The following is a 26,353-nucleotide window of genomic DNA, read 5'->3' on the forward strand; positions in this document are numbered from 1 at the left end:
CCAGGACGAGAATGTCAACGCTTTCCGAATCTCCTTTTTCCCCGGCAGAACTCTCTGCTGAAGGTATCAAACCCGAAGAATACGAGGAAATCGTCAAGCGGTTAGGCCGCCATCCCAACAAAGCCGAATTGGGAATGTTCGGCGTGATGTGGTCGGAACACTGCTGTTATAAGAATTCCCGACCTCTCCTCAAACAGTTTCCCACCACCGGCGATCGCATCCTCGTCGGACCTGGGGAAAATGCCGGAGTGGTCGATTTTGGGGACGGATTGCAACTGGCGTTTAAAATCGAATCCCACAACCACCCCTCGGCTGTCGAACCGTTTCAAGGGGCAGCCACGGGCGTAGGCGGGATTTTACGGGATATTTTCACGATGGGGGCGCGTCCCGTGGCGGTGTTGAACTCCCTGCGCTTCGGTTCCCTGGATAACCCCCGCACGCGACGCATTTTCGCGGGTGTCGTTGAAGGTATCTCTCATTACGGGAATTCCTTCGGCGTTCCCACTGTCGGCGGTGAAGTCTATTTCGATAAGGCTTACACGGGAAATCCCCTCGTTAACGCGATGGCGATCGGGATTATGGAAACTGAGGCGATCGTCAAATCTGGGGCGTCGGGTATCGGAAATCCGGTGCTGTACGTGGGATCGACCACCGGACGAGATGGTATGGGCGGCGCGAGTTTTGCCAGTGCCGAACTCAGCGACGATTCGATCGACGATCGCCCTGCGGTACAAGTGGGCGACCCGTTTTTAGAAAAAGCGCTCGTCGAAGCCTGTCTCGAAGCCTTCAAAACCGGCGCAGTGGTGGCCGCCCAGGATATGGGGGCGGCAGGTATCACCTGTTCGACTTCAGAAATGGCCGCCAACGGCGGCGTCGGGATCGATTTAGACCTCGATAAAATCCCGGTGCGCGAAACGGGGATGGTGCCTTACGAATATCTGCTCTCAGAATCCCAGGAACGGATGCTGTTCGTGGCGCAGAAGGGACGCGAACAGGAACTCATCGACATTTTCAAAAAATGGGAACTGCACGCCGTCGTCGCCGGAGAAGTCATCGAAGAGCCGATCGTCCGCATTCGCTACCAAGGGGCGATCGCCGCTGAAATCCCCGCCACTGCCCTGGCAGACAACACCCCCATTTACGAACGGGAAATCCTCTCCGAACCGCCGGAATACGCCCAAATCGCTTGGCATTGGACGGTCGATCGCCTGCCCTATTGCCAGGAAAAAGGCATCGACATCGGCGGCGAACTCAAAACCTGGAACGACGTGCTGTTACAACTTCTCGATACCCCGAGTATCGCCTCGAAACAGTGGGTGTATCGGCAATACGACCACCAGGTACAAAACAACACAGTCATCGTTCCCGGTGGGGCAGATGCGGCGGTGGTGCGGTTGCGCCCCCAAGAACCCCAGGCGGGAAGCGACAACGCGAACAAAACTTGGAATCGCGGCGTTGCGGCAACGGTCGATTGTAACTCTCGGTACGTCTATCTCGACCCCTATGAAGGCGCGAAATACGTCGTGGCTGAAGCTGCCCGCAACCTCAGTTGTGTCGGTGCCGAACCCATCGCCGTGACGGACAACCTCAATTTCGGCAGTCCCGAGAAACCGATTGGATATTGGCAACTGGCTTCGGCGTGTAAAGGGTTAGCCGAAGCCTGCGAAAGCTTCGGAACGCCGGTGACGGGAGGTAACGTTTCTCTGTATAACGAAACCTTGGACGCCGACGGCAACCCGACGCCGATTTACCCGACGCCTGTTGTGGGAATGGTGGGGTTAATTGAGGATGTAACCCGAGTTTGCGGTCAGGGTTGGCGCAATGAAGGGGATTCGATTTATGTGTTGGGGCTGAAAACCGACTGCGATCGCTCTGAGTTGGCTGTCCCCACCCTCGCTGCGTCGGAATATCTGGCTGTGGTTCACGAGACGGTTGCTGGAAAACCCCCTCGCTTGGACGAAGAGTTGGAACGAGTGATTCAAGCCACCTGTCGCTACGGTATCCGTCAGGGTTGGCTGAATTCCGCCCACGATTGCGCTGAAGGCGGTTTGGCGGTGGCGGTAGCGGAATCCTGCTTGGCGGGCAAACTCGGGGCGAAGCTGTCGCTTCCGGTTCCGACGGCGTATCGTTGGGACGAGGTGCTGTTTGGGGAAGGCGGGGCGCGTATTGTCGTCTCGGTGTCGCCGGAAAATGTGGAGACTTGGGAAACGTATTTGGCGGAAACCCTGGGTGACTACTGGCAAAAACTCGGAACGGTGTCTGGAAACGCTTTGGAAGTGGTATCTGGGGAATCGACGGTGTTGGATGTCACGTTAGCGGCGATGGCGGAACGCTACGAGGGCGCGATCGAACGTCGTTTGGGTTAGTCGTTCACCACACCAGACACAGAGAACACAGAGCCGCCTGTAGGGTGCGTGACTTGAAAAATCGGGTGTCGAACCTGAGACCGATCGCCCGTCACGCACCGACAATGTGCGCCGCCTGTAGGGTGCGTGACTTTGAAAAATCGGGTGTCGAACCTGAGACCGATCGCCCGTCACGCACCGACAATGTGCGCCGCCTGTAGGGTGCGTGACTTGAAAAATCGGGTGTCGAACCTGAGACCGATCGCCCGTCACGCACCGCCCGATAGATTATCGGGCAAACAGAGATTCGGCGCACAGAGTCCCGAAATTGCCAGTGTAGCCAGTTCTCCGGTGTCGATATCCAATACTCGAATCGCGTGGTGGTTGGTATCGGCGATGTAGAGACGGGTTCCCAGGAGACTCAACCCCGAGGGTTCCTCGAGTCCTTCTACGAGGAGGGTTTCGCAACGTCCTTCGGGGAGTCGAACTCGTTTGATTTTGTGGTTGTAGGTGTCGGCGAGGTAGAGAGTTTCTCGTCCGTAGGCGATGCCGAGGCAATGTTGCAAGCGCACCGCTTCGCCGATGCCGTCTCTGTCGCCGAAGTCGAAGAGTCCGCCGCTACCGCAGAGGGTTCGCACTTCGGCATCTGCGTCTAGTCCTACGCTGCGAACGGAACTGATTTCGCTGTCTGCCACGTACAGAATATCGCCGTCGGTAGCCAGTCCGCTGGGTTGGGCGAAGGCAGCATCGTCTAAGCTGCCGTCAAAACAGCCTTCTGCCCCAGTTCCGGCGTAGAGTCCGAGGGTATTGTCGTCGAGATCGATCGCCCAAATTTGATGGGAACCCGCCATCGCGATGAAGAGGATATCGCTGAGAAATTCAACGTCCCAAGGCGAGTTGAGTTCTCGGGAAACGGTGGAGACGCAACGACGGCGAAAGTCGAGACAGCGTATGGCGTGGTTGGCGGTGTCGGCGAGGTAAAGGCAGGATTTGGCGCGATCGAACGCTAAGCCTTGGGGACGGTTAAATTGCGCGTTGGCAAACTCGCCGTCTGCGAAGCCAGGGGTTCCGGAACCGACGGTTTCGAGGAGTTCTCCCTCGGCGGTGACGACGACGAGGCGGTGATGTCCGGTGTCGGCGATGTAAATCGCGTCTGGGGTGGCGAGGACTTTACTGGGAAACGCCAGGGGTTGGCGGTGGGGGCGACTCTGTTTGTCTAACTGTAGCGGAACTGGATTTTCGGGGGAAGCAGCGGTGTCGAGAAGGGATGCGATCGCCCCGTCGAGTTCGTCGCGATGTCCTTCTCCGAGGGCGCGTCCGACATCGTAGCCTCGGGAATCGACCAGAACGCAAGTCGGCCAGGCGCGAACGGCGTATTGTTCCCACACCGACAAGTCTGCATCGAGAACCACGGGATGGGTTATATCGTAACGTCGCACGGCTTGACGCAGGCTAGTTTCGGTTTTTTCGGTGGCGAATTTGGGGGAGTGAACGCTGATGATGACGAGGCGATCGCCGTATTTGGTTTCGAGATAAGCTAAATCCGGCAAAACCTGGAGACAGTTGATACAACCGTGCGTCCAGAAGTGCAGCAACACCACGCCCCCCCGCAGTTGCGATAGTGTCAACGGGCGATCGACGTTCAGCCAAAGGGCGTTTTGGGGCAGTTCTGGAGCGCGAACGCGAGGCGTTTTCAGGGGGGTCATAGCAAAAGTACCGAGAAGATCGAGGGAACCCGGAAGAGACTGTCAGCTCCGAAGTGTTTTCACTCCTCGCTGTAAAGGCTAACCCTTAAAGATTCTAGCTCGGGTCGCACCCCGAAACCCAGCACTCGCGGCTCTTTCTTCGACAAACGACGGTCGTTCGACCTATGCTGAGGCTCGAAAAAAACGAACTCGCAAGCCGTCTTTGGGATGTCGCGTCGGAACCGCAACGGCTTCTAAGCTTTGGTCGGGCAAAATCTCCCAATCGTACTCTCGCAACAACTGCGATGCGACGATTTTCATTTCCAACTTCGCAAAGGCCATCCCCAAACACACCCGAGGTCCGCCGCCAAACCCGATGAGACTGTACGGTTGCGGGCGTTCTACAAAGCGATCGGGGTCGAAGCGTTCGGGATCGGGGTAAATATCGGGTAGGCGATGGGTGGCGATAATCGAGTAAAGTGCCAACCACCCCTCGGGAACGCGATACTCACCAAATTCAAAGGGTTTGACGACGCGGCGAAATCCACCGCTGACGGGAGGGTGCAACCGTTCGACCTCCATTAACAGGCGATCGAGATAGGGCATTTGCGACAGTTGGCTTAACTCTAACGGCCCCCGTTCAGCCAGTTCCCGCTGTTCCGATCGCGCCCGCTGCCACAGTTGCGGGTGGCGTCCCAACTCCAAACACAGCCAGGTGAGCATCGAGGTCGTCGTTTCGTGACCGGCAAACAACAACAACATGGCTTGGGCGGTCAGTTCTTCTTGGCTGAGGGCGTTTCCCGCTTCGTCGCGGGCTTGTACCAACAAACTTAACGCATCTCGCGTCGGCTGTTGCTGCCGTTGTTCGACGACTCGATCGAGATGTTGCAGCAAGCGATCGCGCGCGGCTAACGCGCGTCCGAAGCGGGTTCCGGGAATGGAAAGCGGTAATAACGCAAACAAACCGTTCGTCAGTTCGGTAAACCAACGACTCAGCTGCGCCACTTCTTCCCCGGAATCGGCCCCGACGAGCAGTTGCGAGGCGATGTCGAAGGTGAGTTGTTTCATTTCTTCGAGCCAGACGAACTCGCCGAGGCGCAGCCAGCGATCGCAGTACCGCCGCGACACGGACACCATCGTCTCGAAATACTGCGCCAACGCTGCCCCGTGAAAGGCTGGCATCATCAGTTTGCGGTTGTGTCGGTGTTCCTCGCCATCTTGTAAAAACAGCGATTCTCCGAGCAAAATACGAAACGATTCCGGCCAGCCGCCACGCCAGGAAAAACAGTCCATCTGGCTCGATAATAGAGCTTCGACTGCCTCGGGGCCGATGAGAAACACCGTCGGCTCTCCGAGAAGGCGAGTTTTAAAAATCGGGCCGTAACGGTGATATTGTTTGATGGCGAAGTCTCGATCGAATAAAAAGGCGAACGTTTGCCCGACGACGGGCAAGCCGAACTGTCCGGGGGGAAGTCGATCGACTGAGATAGAGTGCATCTTTTACAGTGAACAGTCAACAGTGAGCAGCCAACAGTGAAGACAGTGTTCAGTTAACCTTGTCTTCGTTGTCACGACAGATCAGGGTGCGTCTTTTACAGCGAGCAGTCAACAGTGAGCAGCCAACAGTGAAGACAGTGTTCAGTTAACCTTGTCTTCGTTGTCACGCTTTTGCGATCGCTCTCGGTGATTTTACGGTGTATCGCGCTTAGAATAATCGGCAGCAGCATCTATCCGACGCCCTTCGATGGCAACTACTCCACCTCTCTCGCCAACTGAACTGCTCGAACGCGGCGTCCACGCCTGGAACCAGTGGCGCGAGAACCAACCGAAAAGTTGCCCGATCTTGCAGGGAGAAAATTTAGTTCGGCAACGCCTGCGCGAGATCGACTTTAGTTTTTGTAATTTAATCGAGACCGATCTGGCTAAGGCCGATCTGTGCTTGGCGAACCTCGAACACGCTTTGCTCGATCGCGCCAACCTCTGCGACGCGATTCTCTACACGACCGATCTACGCTACGCTTCTCTCAAAGAAGCGAATTTAATTCGAGCCGATCTGACCGAAGCCAGCCTCGTTAAAGCCGATCTCTCCCTGGCCAAACTCCAACAAAGCAAACTCAATCGCGCCGATTTATCCGACGCCGTTCTCTACACCACGACGTTACGACAAGCGGATCTCTCCGACGTCGAGTTAATTCGCGCCGATTTGCGGGAAGTGGACTTAACGATGGCAGCTTTGGGAGAAGCCGATCTGCGCGACGCGAACTTGAGTTTTGCAGTCTGTTCTCTGGCGAAATTTGTCGGGGCGACGTTGTGTCACGCGAATTTATACCGGGCGAATTTGAGTTTAGCTAACCTCTGCGTCGCCAATTTAATGGGGGCGAACCTCACCAAAGCCAGTTTTATCGGCGCGAACCTCATTGGGGCAAATCTGTATTTAGCGAATTTGCGATTTGCCAATCTCGCTCAAGCGGATCTGCGAGAAGCCAGTCTCCGGATTACCAACATGACCGGGGCGAACCTCGCCGGTGCTAACCTCAGTATGGCCAATTTGACGGAAGCGACGCTGGTACACGCGAACTTGACGGGGGCGAACTTGTCTCGGGCAAATCTATACCAAGCGAATCTCAGCGGCGCGATTCTCAAAGGTGCCATTATGCCCGATGGAAGTCGGCATCCTTGATTTGGGGACAAGGGGACAAGGAAGAAACTGTTACTTGTGGAGTCGGTGCGTGACCGGTTGGCCGGTTTCGCGGCATATTTTGAGGGTCTTTAGGTCACGCACCCTCTCAGATGTTGGCGTTGTACATGGGCGGTGCGTGACGATTTCTCGGTCTCAGGATTTACACCGGATTTTTCAAGTCACGCACCCTACAACTGGTGACTGGCTTCAACAATTCTTAGTCGCCTGTTAACCCAGACCATTTGTCAAGTGGTTATGATATACGAGAAGAATGTGTAATTTGTTACAGACTTTTGTAAAACGATTAGTCAATAACTGGAGATTCGCTCGATGAATATGCAAGAAAAAGCTCGGATGTTAACGGCACGTCGTCGCCACACGAAAGCCCATCGCCGTATGACGCTGTTCTGCCGTTCGGCGGCTGAGGTCGGCGTGTCGGAGATGTCTCGAACGAACGAATCCCTGAAATAGGGATTGCTGAAAAGTCATTAAAGTTAAAGTGATGAGAGGGAACAGGGAACAGGTAACAGGGAACAGGAGATCGGAGGGTGGGAAATGTGAGCATATCGATTGCTATTTTCTCTTGAATTTTTGCCCCATACTGACCGAAAACTGGGGACTTTTTTCGGATCGATTCCCTTAAAATTCCTTTTTTATAAGGATTTTAGCTTTATTCAGCAGACCCGAAATAGAGGCGCGATCGCCCGACGCGAATCGCCAGCAACGAACCCCTAGACGTTCATTCGAGAGCGAAACCATGAAATTCTGTTATCGCGGAGTTTGGTACGACAGCAACCCTTCCCAGATCGAAACCCAGGAAGGGCCGACGATCGGAAAATATCGCGGTGCGACTCTTCGAGGGCGATCGCTCTCAGAAGTGCCGACACTGACAACTTGCATAAAAGGCAAATATCGCGGCGTCGAAGTCAACGTAGCGTTTTAACGGTCGTTAATTCGCTGCCGTTTGGTAAGACTCGACGATTTCTCGCAGGGTTTGTTCGACCGACCGAGGCGTCCACCCGAGAACCCGTCGCGCCTTACTGCTATCGACTCGCACGCAGCGATCGTAAACATAGTGAACCCGCTCTCGACTCAGGGGCGGGTTCCATTTGGCCAGGCGTCCGATGGGGTCGAGAACGTTTCCCACCAAACGCACTACGGGTTGAGGCACTTCGCGAGGGGGACGCACGCCGGAAACCCGACTGAGAATCTCGAACATCTCCCGAGTGGTGAGATCGCCTGCGGAGATAATATAGTGTTCGCCGGGAACGCTTTTCTCGGCAGCCAGAATCATCGCCTCGGCTAAATCGTCTACGTGAACGATCCCCGTAACGCGATCGCCCCCCGCCCAAACCCCCAGTTTTCCGTTGAGGAAGTTTTGAATCACCGGTCCGAAATGGGGATCGTCGGCGCCAAAAATCCCCGAAGGCATGACGCTGACAACCGGAAAGCCGTCGTCGGCCGCGCGATCGACTAGTTGTTGGGCTGCGTATTTCGTGCGATCGTAAGCCGAGGAAAAGTCCGCTTGCGTGCGTTGAAAGGTTTCGTCGACCGTGTTGCCTTCGGTGTCGCCGTAAATACCGATGGTGCTACAATAAACCATTTTAGATACGTTCGAGGCTTTGGCCGCATTTAAAACCGCCCGCGTTCCCTCGACGTTCGCCCGCTCCATTTTGGCTTCGTCCACGAGTCCCAAGTCTACGAAGGCGGCGGTGTGAAATACCCAATCGACCCCCGCCATTCCTGCTTTTAACACCTCTTCGTCGGTCACGTCGCCGTAAATGAGGTTGACTTGGCAATCTTTCAAGCGAAACAGGTTCGGCGATGTAGGACGGGCTAAACCCGTGACGGTATGTCCGCGATCGCGTAACGCTTTGACGAGGTGCGATCCGGTAAAGCCGGTTGCCCCGGTGACGAATGCTTTCATGGTTACTGTTCTGTGATGGTTTTTGTTCGTTCGCGGAAGCGGTGCGTAGCACGTTCGATCTCCTCGGTTCACCATCATCGCATTTTGTCGGAGTGCCGATCGCCCGGCGATCGCCGGTCAAACCTCATCTTTCTCAGTCAACGCGGCGCGAACCAGAACCACCGTCCGATCGCACCGTCGGGCAATTTCTCGGGGAATGTTGCCTTGCAGCGCCCGACCGAGCAAACTGCGACGACTCGCCCCGATCAGCACGGCATCGTAATCGTGCGATCGCGCCAAATCGACTACCGCATCTGCCACCGATAGCCCGAAGGAGGGCAGGGCGAACACGCGACCCTTCAACTGGCGATCGAGCTGTTGGGCGGTCGCATTGAGGAAACTCGTGTCTGGCTCGTTCGGCGTCGGGGGAAACACCTGACACAAGCGCACGGTCGTCTGTTTTCCCAAAGAGACCAACCCCGGAAGCAACCGCAACCCCGCCGACGCGTTCGCCCCACCACCGACAGAAACCAACCAGCGATCGAGCGAGAGAGAAGAAGTACGACTGGTTTCGAGCGGGACGAACTTGCCCCATTTCACCAAAATCACTTCGCAAGCGGCTTGATGTAACAGCGTATCCGACACGTCACCGAAGATCCGTCCCGGCGTGCGCGTTCCCCCCTTCCATCCCATCAACAGCTTATCGATATGGCGTTCTTGCAACGTCTCTAACACCGCCGCCGCTACGTCGTGGGCGACCCGAACCTGAGTGTGAACCGGAACGTTCCACTGACGGCCGATGCGGGACGCCGTTTTGAGCAGGCGACGGCTCGAGGTCGTTCGCACGGGGGTTTCCGAAGGCGATCGGTGAGGGGGAACCGCCACCACTTGCAAACATTCGAGTTCGTAATCGTTCGCTTTGGCGATCGCGGCGGCAAACTGCAACAACAATGGAGCGGTTTTCGGATTCGCCAACGGTACTAACACCCGCCCTTGCCCCACAGCGGGATCTCGCGTCAAATAGACCGGATAAGACGGTTCGACCTTACGAAACTCGTCCCCTCGACCCGTCAGTTTCCTCGATTCGGCTTGGATGATGTCACTGCGGGTGACGATTCCCACCAGTCGCCGCCCGTCGACGACTGGAAGCCGACTGACGTTGTGGCGTTCGAGGAGGTACAGCACCTGCGTCAGCGTATCTTCAGGACGGACGACCACCGGTTTCGGCGTCATCACCTGCTCGAGAGGCGTGTCTTCAGGCAACTGGCGTGTCGAGATATTCGTCAAATCAGCTTGGGTAATAATGCCCACCAGTCGCGAGCGATCGACCACGGGAAAGCCACGATGGTTCGATTTGGAAAAGGCTGTCATGACGTCTTTCAACGCCATGTGACTGTCGAAGGTTTCCACTTGACGCTGCATGACCTGCGCCGCCACCAGTTCTGAGAGAACTTGACCTTCGACGCTGGCCGTCGGGGCGCTCCAACCGCGCATTTCCAGTAGGCGATCGTACAGCGACCCGCTCGAGACCTGTTCGGCCACCACGTAAGCCGTTACCGACACGATCATCAACGGCAACACCAAATTAAAGTCGGTGGTAATTTCAAACACGATGACGATCGCCGTAATCGGGACTTTCGCCACCGCCCCGAAAAACGCCCCCATTCCGGCTAAAGCATATGTGGTGGGATCGCCGATGTCGAAAAGGGTTTGGCTCGAGAGTCCCACCAATCGCCCCAAGGCCGACCCCAACACCAGCGTCGGCGCGAACAGTCCTCCCGACGCTCCAGAGCCATACGCCACGAGGGTAAGCACGAATTTCACCACCAAGGCCACGGCGACGATCTCGATCCCCGCTTCTCCGGTACTGATAAACTCCCGCAGTCCGGTACTGTCGCGAAAGGGTGCGGGTAACGCGGCGATCGCTGCTCCAGAAATCGCCCCCGCTAAGGCGATCCGTCCGGGTAATCCGAACGGCAGGCGGCGATTGAGTTCTAAACTGGCTACGATCCCCCGGTTGAACCAGCCACTCAACACCCCGGTCGCGATCCCCAACAGCAACAAAAACGGAATGTCTAAGGCTGAAAACTGCGCGAGAGACGCGGTGAGTTCGAGGTTGAGATCCCAGTTTTCACCGCCGAGGATGCGCGAGACGACCGCCCCGACAAAGGAAGCCAGAATCACCGTTCCTAACGTCAGACTGGACACGTCGTGTAGGAGTTCTTCGATCGCGAACAACATCCCCGAAATGGGAGCGTTGAACCCAGCGGCGAGTCCGGCTGCGGCGCCGGCGGCAATGGTTTGGCGGCGGTAGGTGGGGGAGGTGGGAATCCAGCGACTCATGGAGGCGGCCAGCGCGGCGCCCATGTGAACCGTCGGCCCTTGGCGACCCAGTGCCAGACCGGAACCGGCAACGAGGATCGTACTGAGGAGTTTGACGGCCGCCAAACGCAGGTTGAGGGTAAATCCTTGATGGTTGAGTTGAGGCGAGGCCAGTTCGGCTTTGACGTGGGAGACGCCGCTTCCAGTGGCTTGGGGCGCAAAGCGATCGATGAGCCATCCAGCGATAAGACCCCCCACCAGGCCAAACAGGGGAAGTTTCAGCCAAACGGGAAATCCTTCGGTGTGATGGACGCGCAGTCCCCCCACCAGGCCGATCCCTTGTTTGAGGAGAACGGCGGCGAGGCCGGAGACCAATCCGATGAGACAGGCTTCGAGGAGTGCTACGCGTCGGGGGTCGAGTAGGGAAATCCACAGCCGACGTGGTAACAGTCCGGTGGCGATACGGGCAATCTCAGAGTATTTCTTGAGCCACACAGATTCCTTTTGGGCGATCGAGCGATAGGTTTGCCCTCATTATGGCCGACGACGAGAGGCTCGCGATCGCCTGGCAGCCGATCTTCAATGGCGCGTTTCAGGCAAAGATCCGGCCGTCTGGTAACGTGGCACCGGTCCAAATGGCTTCGAGTCGATCGATCGCGTTGAGGGTGGCGTTGCGAAGGCTGGCTTCTCGGAGGTTGGCGCGAAACAGATTGACGCGATCGAGGTTGGCCTTCCATAAATAGGCTTTGTGCAAGCAGACTTGGGTTAAATTCGCTCCTTGTAAGTCGGCGAGGTTCAAGTTGGCTTCGCTGAGATCGGCTTGGCTGAGATCGGCGTTGCGAAGATTGGCTTTGGTGAGGTTCGCCCCGCAAAAGTTCGATCGCACCAACAGCGCCTCTTCTAAATTCGCCGCCCGCAAGTTGGCCTTTTGCAGTAAGGCTACCCGCAGTTGGGTTTGGCTGAGGTTCGCCGCACTCAAGTTCGCCCCTTGGAAATTCGCGCCGCTCAGCTTGGCTTGGCTGAGATCGACGCCGTCTAAATCGACTCCGTGCAAGTCGGCACCGTTGAGGTACGCGCCACTGAGATCGATACCCGTGAGGCTGGTTCCTTCGAGGTTCGCGCCGCTCAACCGCGCTCCTGCCAGTTTGGCCCAACTCAGGTTCGCCCCCCGTAAGTCTGCCCCGCGCAGGTTGATTTCGGTGAGGTTTGCCCCGCACAGGTTGACCCCGCGCAAGTCTGCTCGTCGCAGGTTGACTCCGGTTAGACTGGCTCCGCTGAGTTTGGCTCCGGTCAGGGTCGCCCCCACCAGATAGGCGCCGTTGAGTTTGGCTTTGGTGAGATCGGCCTCGCACAAATTAGCTTCGTAGAGTTTGGCATAGCTGAAATCGGCACCGCACAGATACGCACGGTATAAATTAGCGCGATCGAGCAACGTCCGTTGGAAATTGGCGGAGCTGAGATACGCTTTGGATAGATCGATGTCTTTGAGATGAAAACTCGAGAAGTTCCCGCCGATGAAATTTCCTCCGCTAAAATTACGATTTCCGCGCTCGTAGTTCTCGAGCAGTTCTGTACGACTTTCCATTTCGATAACCTTAACGTCTTCCCTCGATACCAACGGTTTGCTTTTGACAGCACGCACCAAACCGTCTTATTTTAAACTTTAATAATTGCTCGCCGATCTGAGCGAGGCTTTATCAAAAAAACATGAAGACTTTAAAAGAATTTTAAAAAACAAATTACGCCAACAATAGGATAATAAATCGCGTCACGATCGCGATCGTTACGAAGATAAAAATTTGTTTGAAAACAGATACCTCACTAACGATTTAAAATTATTGTAACGCGATACGAGACACAACGATAGCCTTCCGACCCCGGCTGTTATAATTATTAAAAAAATGACCGTACGAATCGAGCGGCGAGACCGTCGGAGATCCCATGAGTACGGACGATCGCGATCGAGTTTGCCACAAAGCTCGATCGAACCCCCCCGAACGGGCTACGCTAGTTGAGGTCTTTTGATTAGGGGACACAGCAATTATGAAAGCCATCGAGATCGCACAAACTGACATCGTCACCGTGCGCGGATCGGCCACCGTCGCCGAAGCCGTGCAGTTGATGAAAGACAAGCAGGTGCGAGCGCTCATTGTCGAACGACGCAGCGACGACGACGCCTACGGGATCGTCACGGAAACCGACGTGACCTATAAAGTCGTCGCCTTCGGCAAAGATCCGAAATCGATGCGGGTATACGAAATCATGAGCAAACCTTGCATCGTCGTCAATCCCGACCTCTGCATCGAATACGTCGCCCGCCTGTTCGCCAACACGCGCATTCACTTCGCACCGGTGATCAAAGATAAACTGCTCGGCACGATTTCGGTCTCCGACATTCTAGAAAAAGGGGACTTTATCGACTCTCCTCGCAGCGTCGTGCTTCAAGACAAAATTCAACAAGCCATCGAAGAGGCTCGAGCTGTTTGTGCCGATAAAGGCCCGCGATCGAAAGAGTGTGCTGCTGCTTGGGACATCGTCGAAGAACTGCAAGCCGAAGCCGCTCACCAAAAAGCCGAACGCTTGACGAAAACGGCGTTTGAAGAGTATTGCGAAGAATATCCCGACGCTCCTGAAGCTCGGGTGTACGACAACTAACGTCTGTTAGAGGGAAAGGGAGTTAGGAGAGCGAAGCGGTTAGAGTCAAAACATCCACCCTCTTGACTCTCCCCCTTACCCTCTTCTGTGAGGAAACTTCCTCATTTCCATCGCCGACGACGCAACGAACGATAACCAGAGGATACTTCAAGGATGGACGAGTTTTTAATTGGTGACGCCAATAATAACGCTCTCAACGGCACGGAACTGGCCGATACGATTATTGCTCTCGGCGGCGACGACACCGTGAGCGGCGGACTGGCTGACGACGTGTTAGCCGGTAACGCCGGATTGGATATTCTCTCGGGAGACGAGGGAAACGACCTCATCGTGGCCGGACGAGACGAAGATACCGTTCGTGGCGGCGTTGGAGACGACGTTCTCTCGGGAAATATCGGATTGGATCTCGTGTTTGGTGACGAGGGAAACGATTTGCTCCTCGGCGGTCAAGATGAAGATATTCTCGACGGTGGAGTGGGTGACGATACTCTGATCGGCGATTTCGGCGTCAACGGGTTAAACGGAGGCGACGGTGCCGATGTCTTCGTCTTGCGAACGGATGTAGCGCGTACCGATCCCAGCCGTTCTGAGATCGGCGGACAAATTCCAGCCGATGTCATCATCGATTTTCAGACGGGGATCGATAAAATTGCGTTAACGGAGGGGTTGACGGAAGCCAACCTCGTGTTACAGGAGTTCAGCGTGCCTCTGGCTGCCATCGGCGACCAGTTAATCGATCCGCGATTGCAGGCCGCTATTGACAACTTGAATCTCGACCCGGATGGGAACGGTTCTCTAGAACTGACCTTCGTACGCGAGGCCAACGGCCCGATGTTAGCGGTCACGCTCAATACGACGGCCGCCGAGTTAAGCGGAAACTTTATTAGTATTTAAACGGACGTCTATTGCCGTGTCGATCGCACTGTCTTCAGTTCGAGGGATCGCCTTATTGCTACCGATCGCGATTCCCTTTTTACTGTTTGGTTATGCCAACTTGGCCACCTATCCCTATCGGTTTGGTGACTTGGAGAATATCGAGCCGCAACCGGTGGCGATCGTCTTCGGTGCGGGGGTGTGGGAAGACGGAACGCCGACCCCGATGTTAGCCGATCGCGTTCTGGCAGGAGTCGCACTCTACAAACGCGGCACGGTCGAAAAGCTGTTAATGTCCGGCGACAACCGATCGCCCGACTACAACGAAGTCGATGCCATGCGCCGTTACGCCGAGGCTCGCGGGGTTCCTAGAGAAGACATTTGGCTCGATCGCCTGGGGTTGAGTACCTACGAGACGTGCGATCGCGCGAAAACCCAGTTCGGGATCGATCGCGCCGTTCTCGTCACGCAACGCTATCATCTTCCCAGAGCTGTGTATATCGCTCGCGGTTTGGGTATCGAGGCGGTGGGGTTCGGGGTTCGCGACTGGGGAATTTACACGCGAGGATCGATGCTGTCCTACAGTTTGCGGGAAGTTCCCGCCACCGTCAAAGCGATCGTTCAGGTGTCGCAAGCCTCCTCTGAAGACTGATGAACCACGATCCCAGATAAATCGCTCGAGGACAAGCGAGACTCGGGTTCGACGACGAGGGTGATGTCCTCGCGGCCGACAACCCGGACGACCGCCCCCGGAGGTAACGTCACGGCTCCGCGACAGATGGCTTTCCACCACGATCCTCTAAACTGAACTCGACCGGGTACGGACGGACCGATCGCTTTAGAAACGATCGCAAAGCCTTCAAAAAATTGAAACGGGTAAGACATACGCAGTTAAACTCCTCCGCCTAACGTGATGTCCGAGGGGGCGATCGCTCCCTGCGGCTAAATTTGGCGTCGTGCGGGTCTTCGGTTGGGTTAAGTGGGTTTCTACTAATCTCTCGGGATCGAAAAGGGGTTTTTTCCGAGACGAGGCGAAAATTGTCATAAATTTTTAGACTCGCGTTTAGACTCGCGAGCGATCGCCCCCCAAACTCCATTTTTGAATTTCAAGCCGTCTCGATCGCCGTTTCTCGTTGTGGACACCTGCGTTGCTTATGGCTTTTCTCAACTTCTCCAAATCGCGCGTTCGCGATATCGCCGCAGCGATCGCCTTGGCGACGACCCTCGGTGTCACCGCTCTGGCCTCGATCGCGTCCCGCTACGGTTGGTCGCCCTCGCTCGAACTGCTCTCTCACTTCCAAGTGCAATACTTCCTGCTCAGCGCGATCGCCGTGGTCGTTCTCGTCCTGAGTCGCCGTCCGATCGCCCTGTGGATCGGACTGTTTTGTAGTGCGGTGTTGGCCGTACAAGTCGTACCGTGGTATCTGCCTCCCATGCGGCTTTTACCCCAACCCGAGGCTGACTTGCGCGTTCTCGTCAGCAACCTCCACGATCGCAACCAGAACTTCGATCGCGTGCTGTCCTTCGTCCGACAAGAAAATCCCGACTTCGCCGTATTCATCGAAGTTAACGCCCAGTGGACCGAACAGCTCGACCGACTCCGCGACATTCTGCCCTATCAGTTCCGACCCGATCGCGTCGAGAGTCGCGGTATCGCCGTTTACAGCAAGCGTCCGCTGCTCGATCCCCAGTTGAAACAGTTCGACTCCCACAAAACCGCCAGCATCGTCGGCGAACTCGAAGTGGCAAACCGACGGTTATCCATTATCGCCACCCATCCGTTACCCCCAGTCCGAGCCTGGCGGTTTCACCTGCGAAACCAACACCTCGATCGCCTCGGCGAATTCGTACAAACCTTAACCCAACCGACGCTGGTTCTCGGAGATTTCAACACGACCATGTGGTCGCCCTACTACAAACGACTCGTCAGACGAACCGGACTGAAAAACGCCCGTCAGGGATTCGGCATTTTACCGAGCTGGCCGACGCGAAACAACTTTAACGCCCTTCCTTTCCCGCTGGCGCGACTGTTTTCAATTCCCATCGACCACTGTTTGTTAACTCCAGATCTGCGGGTGGCGAACGTGCGAACCGGCCCCGATATCGGCTCCGATCACCTGCCCTTGTTAATCGATTTACACGTGAGCGCGTCGCGCTAAAATACGAACGTCGCCCGCGATCGCTGCGGACTGAGATATTAACGACCGTCCGACACCGGCGATCGCGATCGATCTGTCTTTACCCCGAGTCCGAACCCAATGGCAACCGCCGATTTTATCCGTCAACTCAACCCGTCCCAACGTACTGCTGTCGAACACTTCTGCGGACCGTTACTCGTCGTGGCCGGCGCCGGTTCGGGGAAAACGCGGGCGTTGACCTATCGCGTTGCTAACCTCATTCTCAAACATCGAGTCTCGCCTGAAAACATCCTCGCCGTCACCTTCACCAACAAAGCGGCGCGGGAAATGAAGGAACGGATCGAAACGCTGTTCGCCCAGACGATGGCTGCCGATCGCCACGGAAAAGCCCTAGAAGTCTTACCTCCCGACGAACAAACTCGCATTCGATCGCACGTTTGGCGCACCTACATCAAACATCTATGGATCGGGACGTTTCATAGTTTGTGTGCGAAAATTCTTCGCTTCGATATTAACAAATATCGCGACGAAAACGGTCGCGAATGGACGCGCAACTTTTCTATTTTCGACGAGTCCGACGCCCAATCTCTCGTCAAAGAAATTGTCACCCACCAACTGAATCTCGACGATAAAAAATTCAAGCCGAAAACGGTTCGCTACGCTATCAGTAACGCCAAAAACCGAGGTTGGTCGCCGTTAGATTTAGAACGCAACGAACCGGACTATCGCGGACGCACGATCTCTGAAGTGTACCGGGTCTATCAAGATAAACTCGCCGAAAACAACGCCCTCGATTTTGACGATCTCATCCGCGTTCCCGTGGAACTGTTTCGCCAAAACGAATCGGTTCTCGGATATTGGCACTCGAAATTTTCTCACGTTCTCGTTGACGAGTATCAAGATACGAACCGAACTCAGTACGACTTAATTCGGTTGCTAGTGGCGAACGGAGCAGAACCGCGATCGTTCGATCGCTGGGAGAATCGATCGGTTTTTGTCGTCGGGGATGTCGATCAGTCGATTTACAGTTTCCGCATGGCCGACTTCACGATTTTGTTGGAGTTTCAAGAAGATTTCGGCGACGGCTTAGCGGACGATCGCACTCAGACGATGGTGAAACTCGAGGAAAACTATCGCTCGACCGAAACGATTTTAGAAGTTGCCAATACCCTCATCGAACGCAATACCGAACGCATCGAGAAAATTCTTCGTCCGACGCGGGGACAGGGGGAACCGATTTGTGTCTACCGCGCTGACGACGATCGCGAAGAGGCGGATTTTGTCGTCCAACAAATTCGCAACCTCAACATCGAAAATCCCGAACTCGATTGGGGAAAATTTGCCATTCTTTACCGAACGAACGCTCAATCTCGCAGTTTTGAAGATGCTTTAGTCAAAGCGAATATTCTCTATAAAGTCGTTGGCGGACTTCGATTTTACGATCGCAAAGAAATTAAAGATGTGATTGCTTATTTGCGGGTCGTCGTCAATCCTGCCGATACCGTCAGTCTCAAACGCATTATTAATACGCCCAAACGGGGCATCGGAAAAACGACTCTAGAAAAAATCGACACGATCTCCCAACAATTAGGAGTTCCGTTGTGGGAAATTCTCAGCGACGAGACTTCTGTAAAAACGGTGGCAGGGCGGCGATCGAAGGCGATTTTAAACTTCGTCGATCTGATTCAAAAGCAACAAGAACGCGTTGAAAATACTGACGCAACGGACGTTTTTCAAGATATCGTCAACGAGTCGGGTTATATCGAAGACTTAAAACAACAAGGTACGGACGAAGCCGAAAGCCGACGCCAAAACGTCGAGGAACTTTACAACGCCATGCAGCAATACGCCGAAGATAGCGAAGATGCGTCGTTAACGGGGTTTTTAGCCAATGCGTCTCTCGCCTCGGATTTAGACAATCTCAACGAGGGAGAATCGGCGGTGTCGCTGATGACGCTACATTCAGCAAAAGGCTTGGAGTTTCCCGTGGTGTTTGTGGTGGGAATGGAAGAGGGACTGTTTCCGAATTTCCGCAGCAAAAACGATCCTCGAGCGTTGGAGGAAGAACGACGACTGTGTTACGTGGGGATCACGCGGGCGCAAGAGCAACTGTTTATTACCCACGCGTTGAGTCGGAGTTTGTGGGGATCGTATCAAACGGCGTTGCCCTCGCAGTTTTTAGACGAGTTACCGTCGGAATTTTTAGTGGGAAATACGATAAAACCCAAGCGACACCGAACCTCTAAGGGGGCGAAATCGGCTGGAAATACTGCCCTGTTGACGAAAGATTGGAAAGTGGGCGATCGCGTCGTTCACGAACAGTTCGGCATGGGAGAGGTAACGCTGGTGTTTGGCAAAGCGCCTAAAATTTCGATGGCGGTGAAGTTTGCCAAAGGCGGCCAGAAAATCCTCGATCCGAAACACGAACCGCTCGAACGTTTGAATTGACCCGACGCGATCGCCTGGAGACCGACTCGAGGTTAGGCCGAAACCGCTTCGATCGCTCGCCGACTGCTCGAGAGAGCGAAATCGGGGATACAGTTGTCTTCCATGTACGCTCGGTATTCTGCCACCTGGCGATCGCAATCGTCCTGACTCCAACCGCAATATTTTTGCAACACCTCCGTCACCGTCGGGAGCGTCTGCAATCCGTAACAGCAGTGCATCGAAATCGTCGTGCGACGGCGCAAAATATCGATGAGGTGATGGGCGTACTCGACCTCGACGGCGTGGACGATTTGCGCTTTGATGTCCGGTAACTCCGGCGTAATCTGACCGGCGAGTTCCGGGTTTTCGTCGATGCGGACTAAGATATCCGGCGTTTGGGAACCGTAGGCATCGAAGAGATGGTACATCGTTTGCACAGAAACGCGATCGCGGTAGGTTTTCACCGTTTCCGCCACCTCGTCGTCGCTGGGTAACGTCGCCCCCGGTAACGGCCGCGTTAGCGTCGGACAGGAGGGTGCAGATTTGCCCATTTTCGCAAAGGCCGCATCGACCATTTCCTGCCCCACGTGGCGATAGGTGGTGAGTTTACCGCCGACGAGCGAAATGAGGTTTTTCACGCCTTCTTTCTCGCGATCGACGAGAATGTGTTTTCGGGTAATGCTTCCGGCGGATTTCCCGTCCGCGTACGGCAGCGGACGCACGCCAGAATAGGTGAATTTGACGCTGTCCCGCGTCAGTTGGGCGCTGGGGATGATATTGTTCGTTTCTCTGAGGAGATAGTCGATTTCTTCGTCGTTGGCTTTGATGCGATCGAGATTGCCATCGTAAGGAATGTCCGTCGTTCCTACGAGAACCTGTCCCAGCCACGGCACGATAAAGAAGGGGCGTCCGTCCGTTTTGGCTTCGACGTAGAGGGCAGAATCCGGCGCACCGGGGAAGCGATCGACGATGATGTGAGAGCCTTTCGTCCCGCCAATTTTCCGAGTGTTACCGATGGGTTTGGCCTGGCCGTCTTCCACGCCAAGCTGACAGACAGCATCGACCCAGGGGCCCGAGGTGTTGATGACGACAGTTTTCTCGTGGCCGCGCACGTCAAAGGTGTCTCCCGTCAGCTTGTCTTCGCACGTTAAATGGGTGATGCGATCGCCATCTCTGTGTAACGCTGTCACCTCTGCGTAATTCAACACCGTCGCCCCAGCGCGATCGGCGTCGATGATATTCTCCAAACAGAGCCGTTCGGCATACACGGCCTGGGCGTCGTAATACTGCGCTCCGCCGTTGAGGTTTTCCGGGTCGAGACTGCGGAAATGCTGAAGAAACTTGGTTTTCGGCAGCATTCGGTGAGGTAACAAACTTTTATCGAAGCTGAAGATGTCGTAGAGAATCATCCCCGCCCAAATTTTCCAATAGGGACGCGATCGCTTCCCGTACACCGGAACCGTCAACATCAGCGGTCGCACCAAATGGGGCGCGGTTCTCAACAACAGTTCACGTTCGTGCAGCGATTCCCGCACCAAAGAAAACTCGAAATACTCTAAATACCGAAGTCCGCCGTGAACCAGTCGCGTCGACCAGCTCGAAGTTCCGCTGGCAAAGTCGTTTTTTTCAATAACGATCGTCTTCAAACCGCGCAAGGCCGCGTCTCGTGCGACACCTGCCCCGTTGATACCGCCGCCGATAACGATCAGGTCGTAAGGTTGACTTTCGATGGTTTGATAGTCGCGCATTGCTTGCATGGGTTCGGTTTGGTGGATATCTATCTCAACTTAACGAAATTTCCGAGACTGCACCGATCGGTCGCCTTCTTTCCCAGGGCTTCTTGACAACAGCCGTTAACACAGCGAGCGTGAAGCGCGAACCCGGTCGCGCCCCACGCTCGATCGCAGTCCTTAAAGGCGGACGTTAGACTGCGGCAGGTTCCTTATCGGCAACCGTTTCGGGTTCGATGCGTTGGAAAATCTCGAACAGGCGGTCGGCCCAATACTTCACGTCGTATTTCGTGACGGTATCGTACATTTTCGTCATGCGCTCGGCTTTTTCTTCGTCCGACATCGTCAGGGCGCGATCGACGGCCTCGTCCATGCGATCGATCGAATAGGGATTCGTCAAAATGGCTTCGGGCATTTCCACCGCAGCCCCGACGAACTCGGAGAGGATCAACGCGCCGTCTTTGCCTTCGTGAGCGATCACGTACTCTTTCGCCACCAGGTTCAACCCGTCTCGCAGCGGTGTCGTCCAACAAATATCTGCCGCTTTGTAATAAGCGATCAAATCCGTAAACGGAACGGGTTGCGTAAACAGCAGAATCGGCATCCAATCGAGTCGGGCGAAGCGTCCGTTAATCTTCCCTGCCAAATGCTCGATTTGCTGCTGTGCCGTGCGATAGACCCGCATTCCGGCGGCCGGTTGCACGCAGGTCATCACCAAGCTGATTTTACCGTGCAGGTCGCTACGGCGTTCGAGCAGGCGTCCGTAACATTCGAGCAGTTCGCGGTTGCCTTTGACGTAATCGACTCGTCCGGCGGCGATCGCCAACGTACGACCGTGCAGCTCTTCTTTAATTTCCTTCACTCGCTGCTGAGTTTCCGGTTTTTGCAGCGTGTTGAGAATGTGTTGCGGGTTGGTTCCGACTGGGAAAGCATCGACATTGACCAATTGATCTTTGTAACGCAGTTGCGTTACCACTTCCGGTTCGGCTAAGGCCGTGCCGCACTCGGTAATATGTTCGGGAACCGCTTCTTTCTTGACGACATCGACCTCGAACAGACTACGAGCCACGTTGACGAAGTTCTCGGAGTAACGGGGAATGTGGAAGCCGACGATATCGCAGCAGAGCAAGCTTTCCACGATCGCTTCCCGCCAGGGCAGAATGTTGAAAATATCCACCGAGGGGAACGGCGTATGGTGGAAAAAGGCGATGCGAGCGTCGGGTTTGAGTTCCCGAATGTATTTCGGCGCCAGCCAAAGGTTGTAATCGTGAACCCAAATTAGGGCGTCGTCAGCGGCTTCGGCGCAAGCGGCTTCGGCGAAGGCTTTGTTGATGGTTTTGAAGTTTTCCCAATCCGAAGACTCGTATGTGAAGTGATAGGGGAACGAGTGCAGGATCGGCCAGAAGGCTTCTTTACTGGTGATGTGGTAGAAATGCTTGACTTGGTCGGCACTGAGGGGAATGCGACGGACGTTGTAGTTGCTCCCTTCGATGTTGACTCGCTCTTGGAACTTGCTTCGTTGTTTGGCGTTAACCTGCTTCCAAGCAATCCACGTTCCTTGACTGACGTTGTCGAAGAAGCTTTTCAAAGTCGGAACGATACCGTTGGGGCTTTTTTTGTCCCGGTAGTGAACGACTCCGTTTTCATCGACGACTTCGTCGTAAGGTTCGCGGTGATAGAGAATAACGAGAGATGATTTCATGTTGGATGTTTGTTAGTGTTAACGCTGTGAAAGGATCGTTTGGGGACGAGATTGAGATGGCCCGGTGATGGGATGATGAGGTGATGGAAAATCTCCCCCTCTCCCTGGCTCCCCCTCTCCCCCTCTCTCCATCTCCTAATCCAAAGTCTTACCGTGGTATTTCAGACCGTCCCAAATGCCCGAGGCTCCTGGATGCTGGCTGATATAGACGTGGGGCATTTGCTGGACGCGATCGACGAGTTTGGGTTCGGCATTGCCTACGGCGATGCCTTTGAGTCCCGTGTCGAACAGAGAGAGATCGTTGAGGGTGTCCCCGGCGACAACGGTATGGTCGGTTTCGACCGCCAGGGCGGCCAGGGTTTTCAACAGAGTCGGGCCTTTGGCCACGCCTTTCGGCATGACGTCGAGGAAGCGATCGGCGGAGAGAATCGCGTCGAATCCCGCGTTTTCGAGTTTGTCCAGGGTGCTGTCTCGAAAGGCGTTGGGATCGTAGTAGTAAGAGACGCGATATTGAGGTTCGATCGGTTGTAGGTTCAGCCCCGGTTCGTCTTTGAGTAGGGCTTTGACGCGATCGTTGGCGTTTTGCCAGCGATCGCTTATCCAGTTTTGAACCTCTGCCAACGGCTCGAAGGTTTTACCGCACGTGACGCTCGTGCCGACGTCGCCGATAATGTAATCGGGACGAGGAAACACGGGTTCCTCGTAGAGTTCTTTGACGAGACCGAGATCTCGTCCGGTGACGAAAATCAATAAAACCCGATCGCGATGGTGTTGCAGATATTGATAAAATTCGGTGCGATCGCCCTCGGAACCTCCGAGAAAGGTTCCGTCGAGGTCGGTAGCTAATATCAGGGAATACCCGGAATTCATGTGCGGTTGACTCGATGCAGTTGACCTTCTATCGCTCGATTTTCGGTCTTTACAGTCCTCGTCTGCTATCTTTTTTCTGTATTTTTACGGTTTCTGCTGTGCAGTCTAACATGAGTCGTTTGTTTTGACGGTCGGTTCGATCGCTCTTCGATCGCCTACCCGTTTTATCTTGCGCTAAAGGGTTTGTAATCGACGAGATTTTTCATCGAAATCTCGATAAATCCCCGATTTTTTACAGTTTCCTATTGTAAACGATCTTCGCCGCTTGGCAAAGGTTAATTCGGGGTTAAGCGAGTCAGGATAGCTGTTTCCCGACTTCGTGCGATAGTATTTGTTTAGTACATTATACACACAAAATACCCCAAAAACCGATTTGACAGTTTTTTGAGGTATAACAAGTAAAAATATTCCGGAGATCGCAATCCTATGGTCAACGTCGAGACAACGTCTATGCCTTCGATCGAGCTAATAGAAGAAGCAACCCAAGACCTGCTCGAGTGGGCGGCGGAGATCGACGCTTCACACGCCACCTATTTTGAGAAAGGCCAACAGCTAGCGCGGCGACTCGGCGCTCACTACCGGGAAGACGGGTTGACCGAAATCGGCTTCTGGGCGCCGGAACTGACAGCCCAGGTCATGCGGAAAAAAGAAATCTATCTCGAAATCCTCACGCCCCTCGACGACATTGACTTTCGCCAAGGTCAACAAGTCGTCCGCTTCCATCGAACCCGCCTGAACCTCGAACAACAGGGGGAATTTTTCTGGGGAGTTTTATCGGGAATGCGACCGGGTTCGCGCGATCGCGCCGGGTCGTTTTACTGGATGCGCTACATCGACCAACAAGGAATCTTAGAAGCGATTCGCGACATCGTGCCGTACTCACTTCCTTACGGCGTTTTCGGACCGGCAGAACTCTACGACATCGACAGCTTACAGAGCGATCGCCGCGACCTCGACTATTTCGCTCGCACCAGCGCCTCCCAACTCCCAGACTTCTTTACCACAGACCAACACAGACCCGAAATCGCCATTCCCCGCGTTCACGCCCCCCGCAACATCCTGCAACTGCACATAGGAACGGCCACCCGAGAGGGAACCCTCGAAAGTCTGACGCGGCTGTACCAGCGCATTTCCGACAAACTCGCCAACGACGACCCCCTCACTCCCGCCGAAGAGAACTTCGTCGGCTACGACGCCGTTCAGTTGCTTCCCACCGAACCGACGATCGAATTCCGCACCGACTACAGCCCCGAAAGTGAATTTTTCGTCTTCATCAGCCAAGAAGAGGACGAACTGACCATCGAACTGAACAAACCCAACACCCAAGACTGGGGATACGACGTGCCGCTGTTGGGATCGAGTACCACCAACGCCGCCCTGTTGGGCAGCTTGCGCCCCGACGAAGTAGTAGATTTCATCGCGACTCTACATAACTTTTCCACCGGACCGATACAAGTCATTTACGACCTGGTTTACGGCCACGCCGACAACCAATCGGAACTTCTCGTCAACCGGGAATACCTGAAAGGTCCGAATATGTACGGGCAGGACTTAAACCACCAACTGCCGACGGTTCGGGCGATTTTCCTCGAAATGCAGCGACGCAAACTCAACACCGGATGCGACGGCATTCGCGTCGATGGCGGTCAAGATTTCCGCTTTTTCAACCCGCTTTCGGGAGTCGTCGAACAAGATGATGCCTATTTACTGGCCATGAGCGATGTGGTGCAGGAAATCGGCGACTACAAACGGTTGATGTTTACCATTTTCGAGGACGGTCGCCCCTGGCCGTCCGAAGGATGGGAAGATACCTCGACCTATCGGGATCTCATTGAGAAAATGCCCGAATCCTACCAGTGGGGGCCGTTGATTTTCGCCCACAACACCCCAACGCTCAAGGGATTTTGGGAAACAAAATGGCGTCGCGTGTTGGAAGTGATGCACATCGGGAGTAACTGGATTACTGGATGCGCCAACCACGACACAGTACGGCGAGGAAATCAAGTCGAGCGCGATCGCCCCATCAACTGGAATTTAGGCGATACGCTCTCAGAAGTGCTTCGCAACGCTTACGACAACCCCGCAACGACGATGTGGGTGTACGGATTCAGCCCCGGCCTTCCGATGGATTTTATCAACGCCCTGTCTCACGCTCCCTGGATGTTTTTCCGCAACACCGACGAGCGTTACGGGGTGAAAGTTGTCTCCGAAGAAGTGGGATTTCTCGAGTGGCAGGTGACGCCAGAAATTTACGATCGCCCGGAGTTGTTCCAACATTTAAAATCTCTCGGATTTACCCAACTCCCACAATTGCGAGACTTCGGCCACGCCCTGCAAGAAACGATGGTCGAGATGGATTACGACCTCGAACGGGTCGCCGAAGCCTGTCAGGAATGTTTGGGGGAAGACACGACCTCCTGTCGGATCGATCGCCTGCGACTCCTCAACCATCCCGAAATGGTGCAGTTCCTCAAGACCCTCGATATGGCACAGTTGAAAAAATTCGCTCTGTTATTTATGGAGGACTGTTACGAAGCCTGCAAAGTCTCCTATTACGAAGATAATGTCGATGCAGTGAGGGCGACGTTCAACCGACAGTTACGAGAGTTTCGCCACGGGCGACCGTGGCTGGGACAGAGCCTTATCGGAACCGATCGCTTCGACAAATACAGCGAGGGCGATCGCACTATTTTCTACGGCGTCCGCAGCAACCCCAACGACGGCTCCGAAGGCATTGCAATGGTTGCCCACATGGGGGGCGAACCGATGAAAGTTCACCTCGGCGAATGGTTGGGAATTAACCTCAATCAGTGGAAAGTGGCCGTAGCCTCACCCGGACTCGATCGCGATGGCAATTTAGACGATCTCAACAGCTTCGAGTTAAAAGATTCCGAGGGCGTTTTACTCTGTTTCGCCCCCAAACCGTGAGGTATTGACAAAACACATAAAATCTGCATTGGGGTTCGAGCCAGATCCCCGGCATCTCGGAGATGCCGGGGATCTCCGGCAGCCATTTACCG

At 54.9% G+C, this 26,353-nt stretch carries 19 protein-coding genes; 10 read left to right on the plus strand and 9 right to left on the minus strand.

Going from position 1 to position 26,353, the window contains the following annotated elements:
- The first annotated feature begins 11 nt into the window (after positions 1-11).
- A complete protein-coding gene (gene purL / locus GEI7105_RS0123745; RefSeq protein WP_017662898.1) occupies positions 12-2,366 on the plus strand; it encodes a phosphoribosylformylglycinamidine synthase subunit PurL in 2,355 nt (784 codons plus the stop codon).
- Positions 2,367-2,614: 248 nt separating this feature from the next.
- Here the strand turns inward: purL and GEI7105_RS0123750 are convergent, their stop codons facing one another.
- A complete protein-coding gene (locus GEI7105_RS0123750; RefSeq protein WP_017662899.1) occupies positions 2,615-4,051 on the minus strand; it encodes a thioredoxin-like domain-containing protein in 1,437 nt (478 codons plus the stop codon).
- Between the two features lie 162 nt (positions 4,052-4,213).
- Positions 4,214-5,527, minus strand: coding sequence for a cytochrome P450 (locus GEI7105_RS0123755; protein ID WP_035493948.1), 1,314 nt, complete (start codon positions 5,525-5,527; stop codon positions 4,214-4,216).
- Between the two features lie 247 nt (positions 5,528-5,774).
- Here GEI7105_RS0123755 and GEI7105_RS0123760 point away from each other — a divergent pair, with 247 nt between their 5' ends.
- The 3 genes from GEI7105_RS0123760 to GEI7105_RS32190 all read left to right on the plus strand — a co-directional run bounded on the left by GEI7105_RS0123760 (position 5,775) and on the right by GEI7105_RS32190 (position 7,653).
- A complete protein-coding gene (locus tag GEI7105_RS0123760) occupies positions 5,775-6,710 on the plus strand; it encodes a pentapeptide repeat-containing protein (protein WP_017662901.1) in 936 nt (311 codons plus the stop codon).
- Positions 6,711-7,040: 330 nt separating this feature from the next.
- Entirely contained in the window at positions 7,041-7,181 is a 141-nt protein-coding gene (locus GEI7105_RS38770; RefSeq protein ID WP_158413254.1) for a hypothetical protein, read from the plus strand.
- 286 nt (positions 7,182-7,467) lie between these two features.
- Complete coding sequence (locus GEI7105_RS32190; protein ID WP_017662903.1) at positions 7,468-7,653, plus strand: DUF4278 domain-containing protein; 186 nt, start codon at positions 7,468-7,470, stop codon at positions 7,651-7,653.
- A 6-nt stretch (positions 7,654-7,659) separates the two neighbouring features.
- Here the strand turns inward: GEI7105_RS32190 and GEI7105_RS0123775 are convergent, their stop codons facing one another.
- The 3 genes from GEI7105_RS0123775 to GEI7105_RS0123785 all read right to left on the minus strand — a co-directional run bounded on the left by GEI7105_RS0123775 (position 7,660) and on the right by GEI7105_RS0123785 (position 12,523).
- Positions 7,660-8,637 carry an NAD-dependent epimerase/dehydratase family protein gene (locus GEI7105_RS0123775; RefSeq protein WP_017662904.1) on the minus strand — a complete coding sequence of 326 codons (978 nt, stop codon included), beginning with the start codon at positions 8,635-8,637 and terminating at the stop codon, positions 7,660-7,662.
- A gap of 117 nt (positions 8,638-8,754) precedes the next feature.
- Complete coding sequence (locus GEI7105_RS0123780) at positions 8,755-11,433, minus strand: chloride channel protein (RefSeq protein ID WP_017662905.1); 2,679 nt, start codon at positions 11,431-11,433, stop codon at positions 8,755-8,757.
- Between the two features lie 97 nt (positions 11,434-11,530).
- Entirely contained in the window at positions 11,531-12,523 is a 993-nt protein-coding gene (locus GEI7105_RS0123785; protein ID WP_026097922.1) for a pentapeptide repeat-containing protein, read from the minus strand.
- A gap of 458 nt (positions 12,524-12,981) precedes the next feature.
- Between GEI7105_RS0123785 and GEI7105_RS0123795 the strand changes: the two genes are divergently transcribed.
- The 3 genes from GEI7105_RS0123795 (at position 12,982) to GEI7105_RS0123805 (ending at position 15,118) form a co-directional block, all read left to right on the plus strand.
- Complete coding sequence (locus GEI7105_RS0123795; protein WP_017662908.1) at positions 12,982-13,593, plus strand: CP12 domain-containing protein; 612 nt, start codon at positions 12,982-12,984, stop codon at positions 13,591-13,593.
- Positions 13,594-13,746: 153 nt separating this feature from the next.
- Positions 13,747-14,487, plus strand: a complete 741-nt coding sequence (locus GEI7105_RS32195) for a calcium-binding protein (protein WP_017662909.1) — start codon at positions 13,747-13,749, stop codon at positions 14,485-14,487.
- 16 nt (positions 14,488-14,503) lie between these two features.
- Positions 14,504-15,118: a SanA/YdcF family protein gene (locus GEI7105_RS0123805; protein ID WP_223307437.1), complete on the plus strand. Its 615-nt coding sequence runs from the start codon at positions 14,504-14,506 to the stop codon at positions 15,116-15,118.
- On the opposite strand, the gene GEI7105_RS32200 is transcribed toward GEI7105_RS0123805, so the two are convergent.
- Positions 15,088-15,351 carry an NfeD family protein gene (locus GEI7105_RS32200; protein WP_017662911.1) on the minus strand — a complete coding sequence of 88 codons (264 nt, stop codon included), beginning with the start codon at positions 15,349-15,351 and terminating at the stop codon, positions 15,088-15,090. The two genes, GEI7105_RS0123805 and GEI7105_RS32200, sit on opposite strands and share 31 nt — an antisense overlap.
- 269 nt (positions 15,352-15,620) lie before the next feature.
- Here GEI7105_RS32200 and GEI7105_RS0123815 point away from each other — a divergent pair, with 269 nt between their 5' ends.
- Both GEI7105_RS0123815 and pcrA read left to right on the plus strand, forming a co-directional pair.
- Entirely contained in the window at positions 15,621-16,625 is a 1,005-nt protein-coding gene (locus GEI7105_RS0123815) for an endonuclease/exonuclease/phosphatase family protein (RefSeq protein ID WP_017662912.1), read from the plus strand.
- Between the two features lie 99 nt (positions 16,626-16,724).
- Complete coding sequence (gene pcrA / locus GEI7105_RS0123820) at positions 16,725-19,052, plus strand: DNA helicase PcrA (protein ID WP_017662913.1); 2,328 nt, start codon at positions 16,725-16,727, stop codon at positions 19,050-19,052.
- A 32-nt stretch (positions 19,053-19,084) separates the two neighbouring features.
- Here pcrA and glpD read toward each other — a convergent pair whose 3' ends face one another.
- The 3 genes from glpD to GEI7105_RS0123835 form a co-directional block, all read right to left on the minus strand.
- Complete coding sequence (gene glpD / locus GEI7105_RS0123825) at positions 19,085-20,788, minus strand: glycerol-3-phosphate dehydrogenase (RefSeq protein WP_245555492.1); 1,704 nt, start codon at positions 20,786-20,788, stop codon at positions 19,085-19,087.
- A 166-nt stretch (positions 20,789-20,954) separates the two neighbouring features.
- Positions 20,955-22,463, minus strand: a complete 1,509-nt coding sequence (gene ggpS, locus GEI7105_RS0123830) for a glucosylglycerol-phosphate synthase (protein WP_017662915.1) — start codon at positions 22,461-22,463, stop codon at positions 20,955-20,957.
- 135 nt (positions 22,464-22,598) lie between these two features.
- Entirely contained in the window at positions 22,599-23,333 is a 735-nt protein-coding gene (locus GEI7105_RS0123835) for an HAD-IIB family hydrolase (protein WP_017662916.1), read from the minus strand.
- A 450-nt stretch (positions 23,334-23,783) separates the two neighbouring features.
- On the opposite strand from GEI7105_RS0123835, the gene gghA reads away from it, so the two are divergent.
- A complete protein-coding gene (gghA, locus tag GEI7105_RS0123840; RefSeq protein ID WP_017662917.1) occupies positions 23,784-26,261 on the plus strand; it encodes a glucosylglycerol hydrolase in 2,478 nt (825 codons plus the stop codon).
- Positions 26,262-26,353 lie beyond the last annotated feature (92 nt).

Source organism: Baaleninema simplex PCC 7105, assembly GCF_000332355.1.
GTDB classification, from domain to species: domain Bacteria; phylum Cyanobacteriota; class Cyanobacteriia; order Cyanobacteriales; family Geitlerinemataceae; genus Baaleninema; species Baaleninema simplex.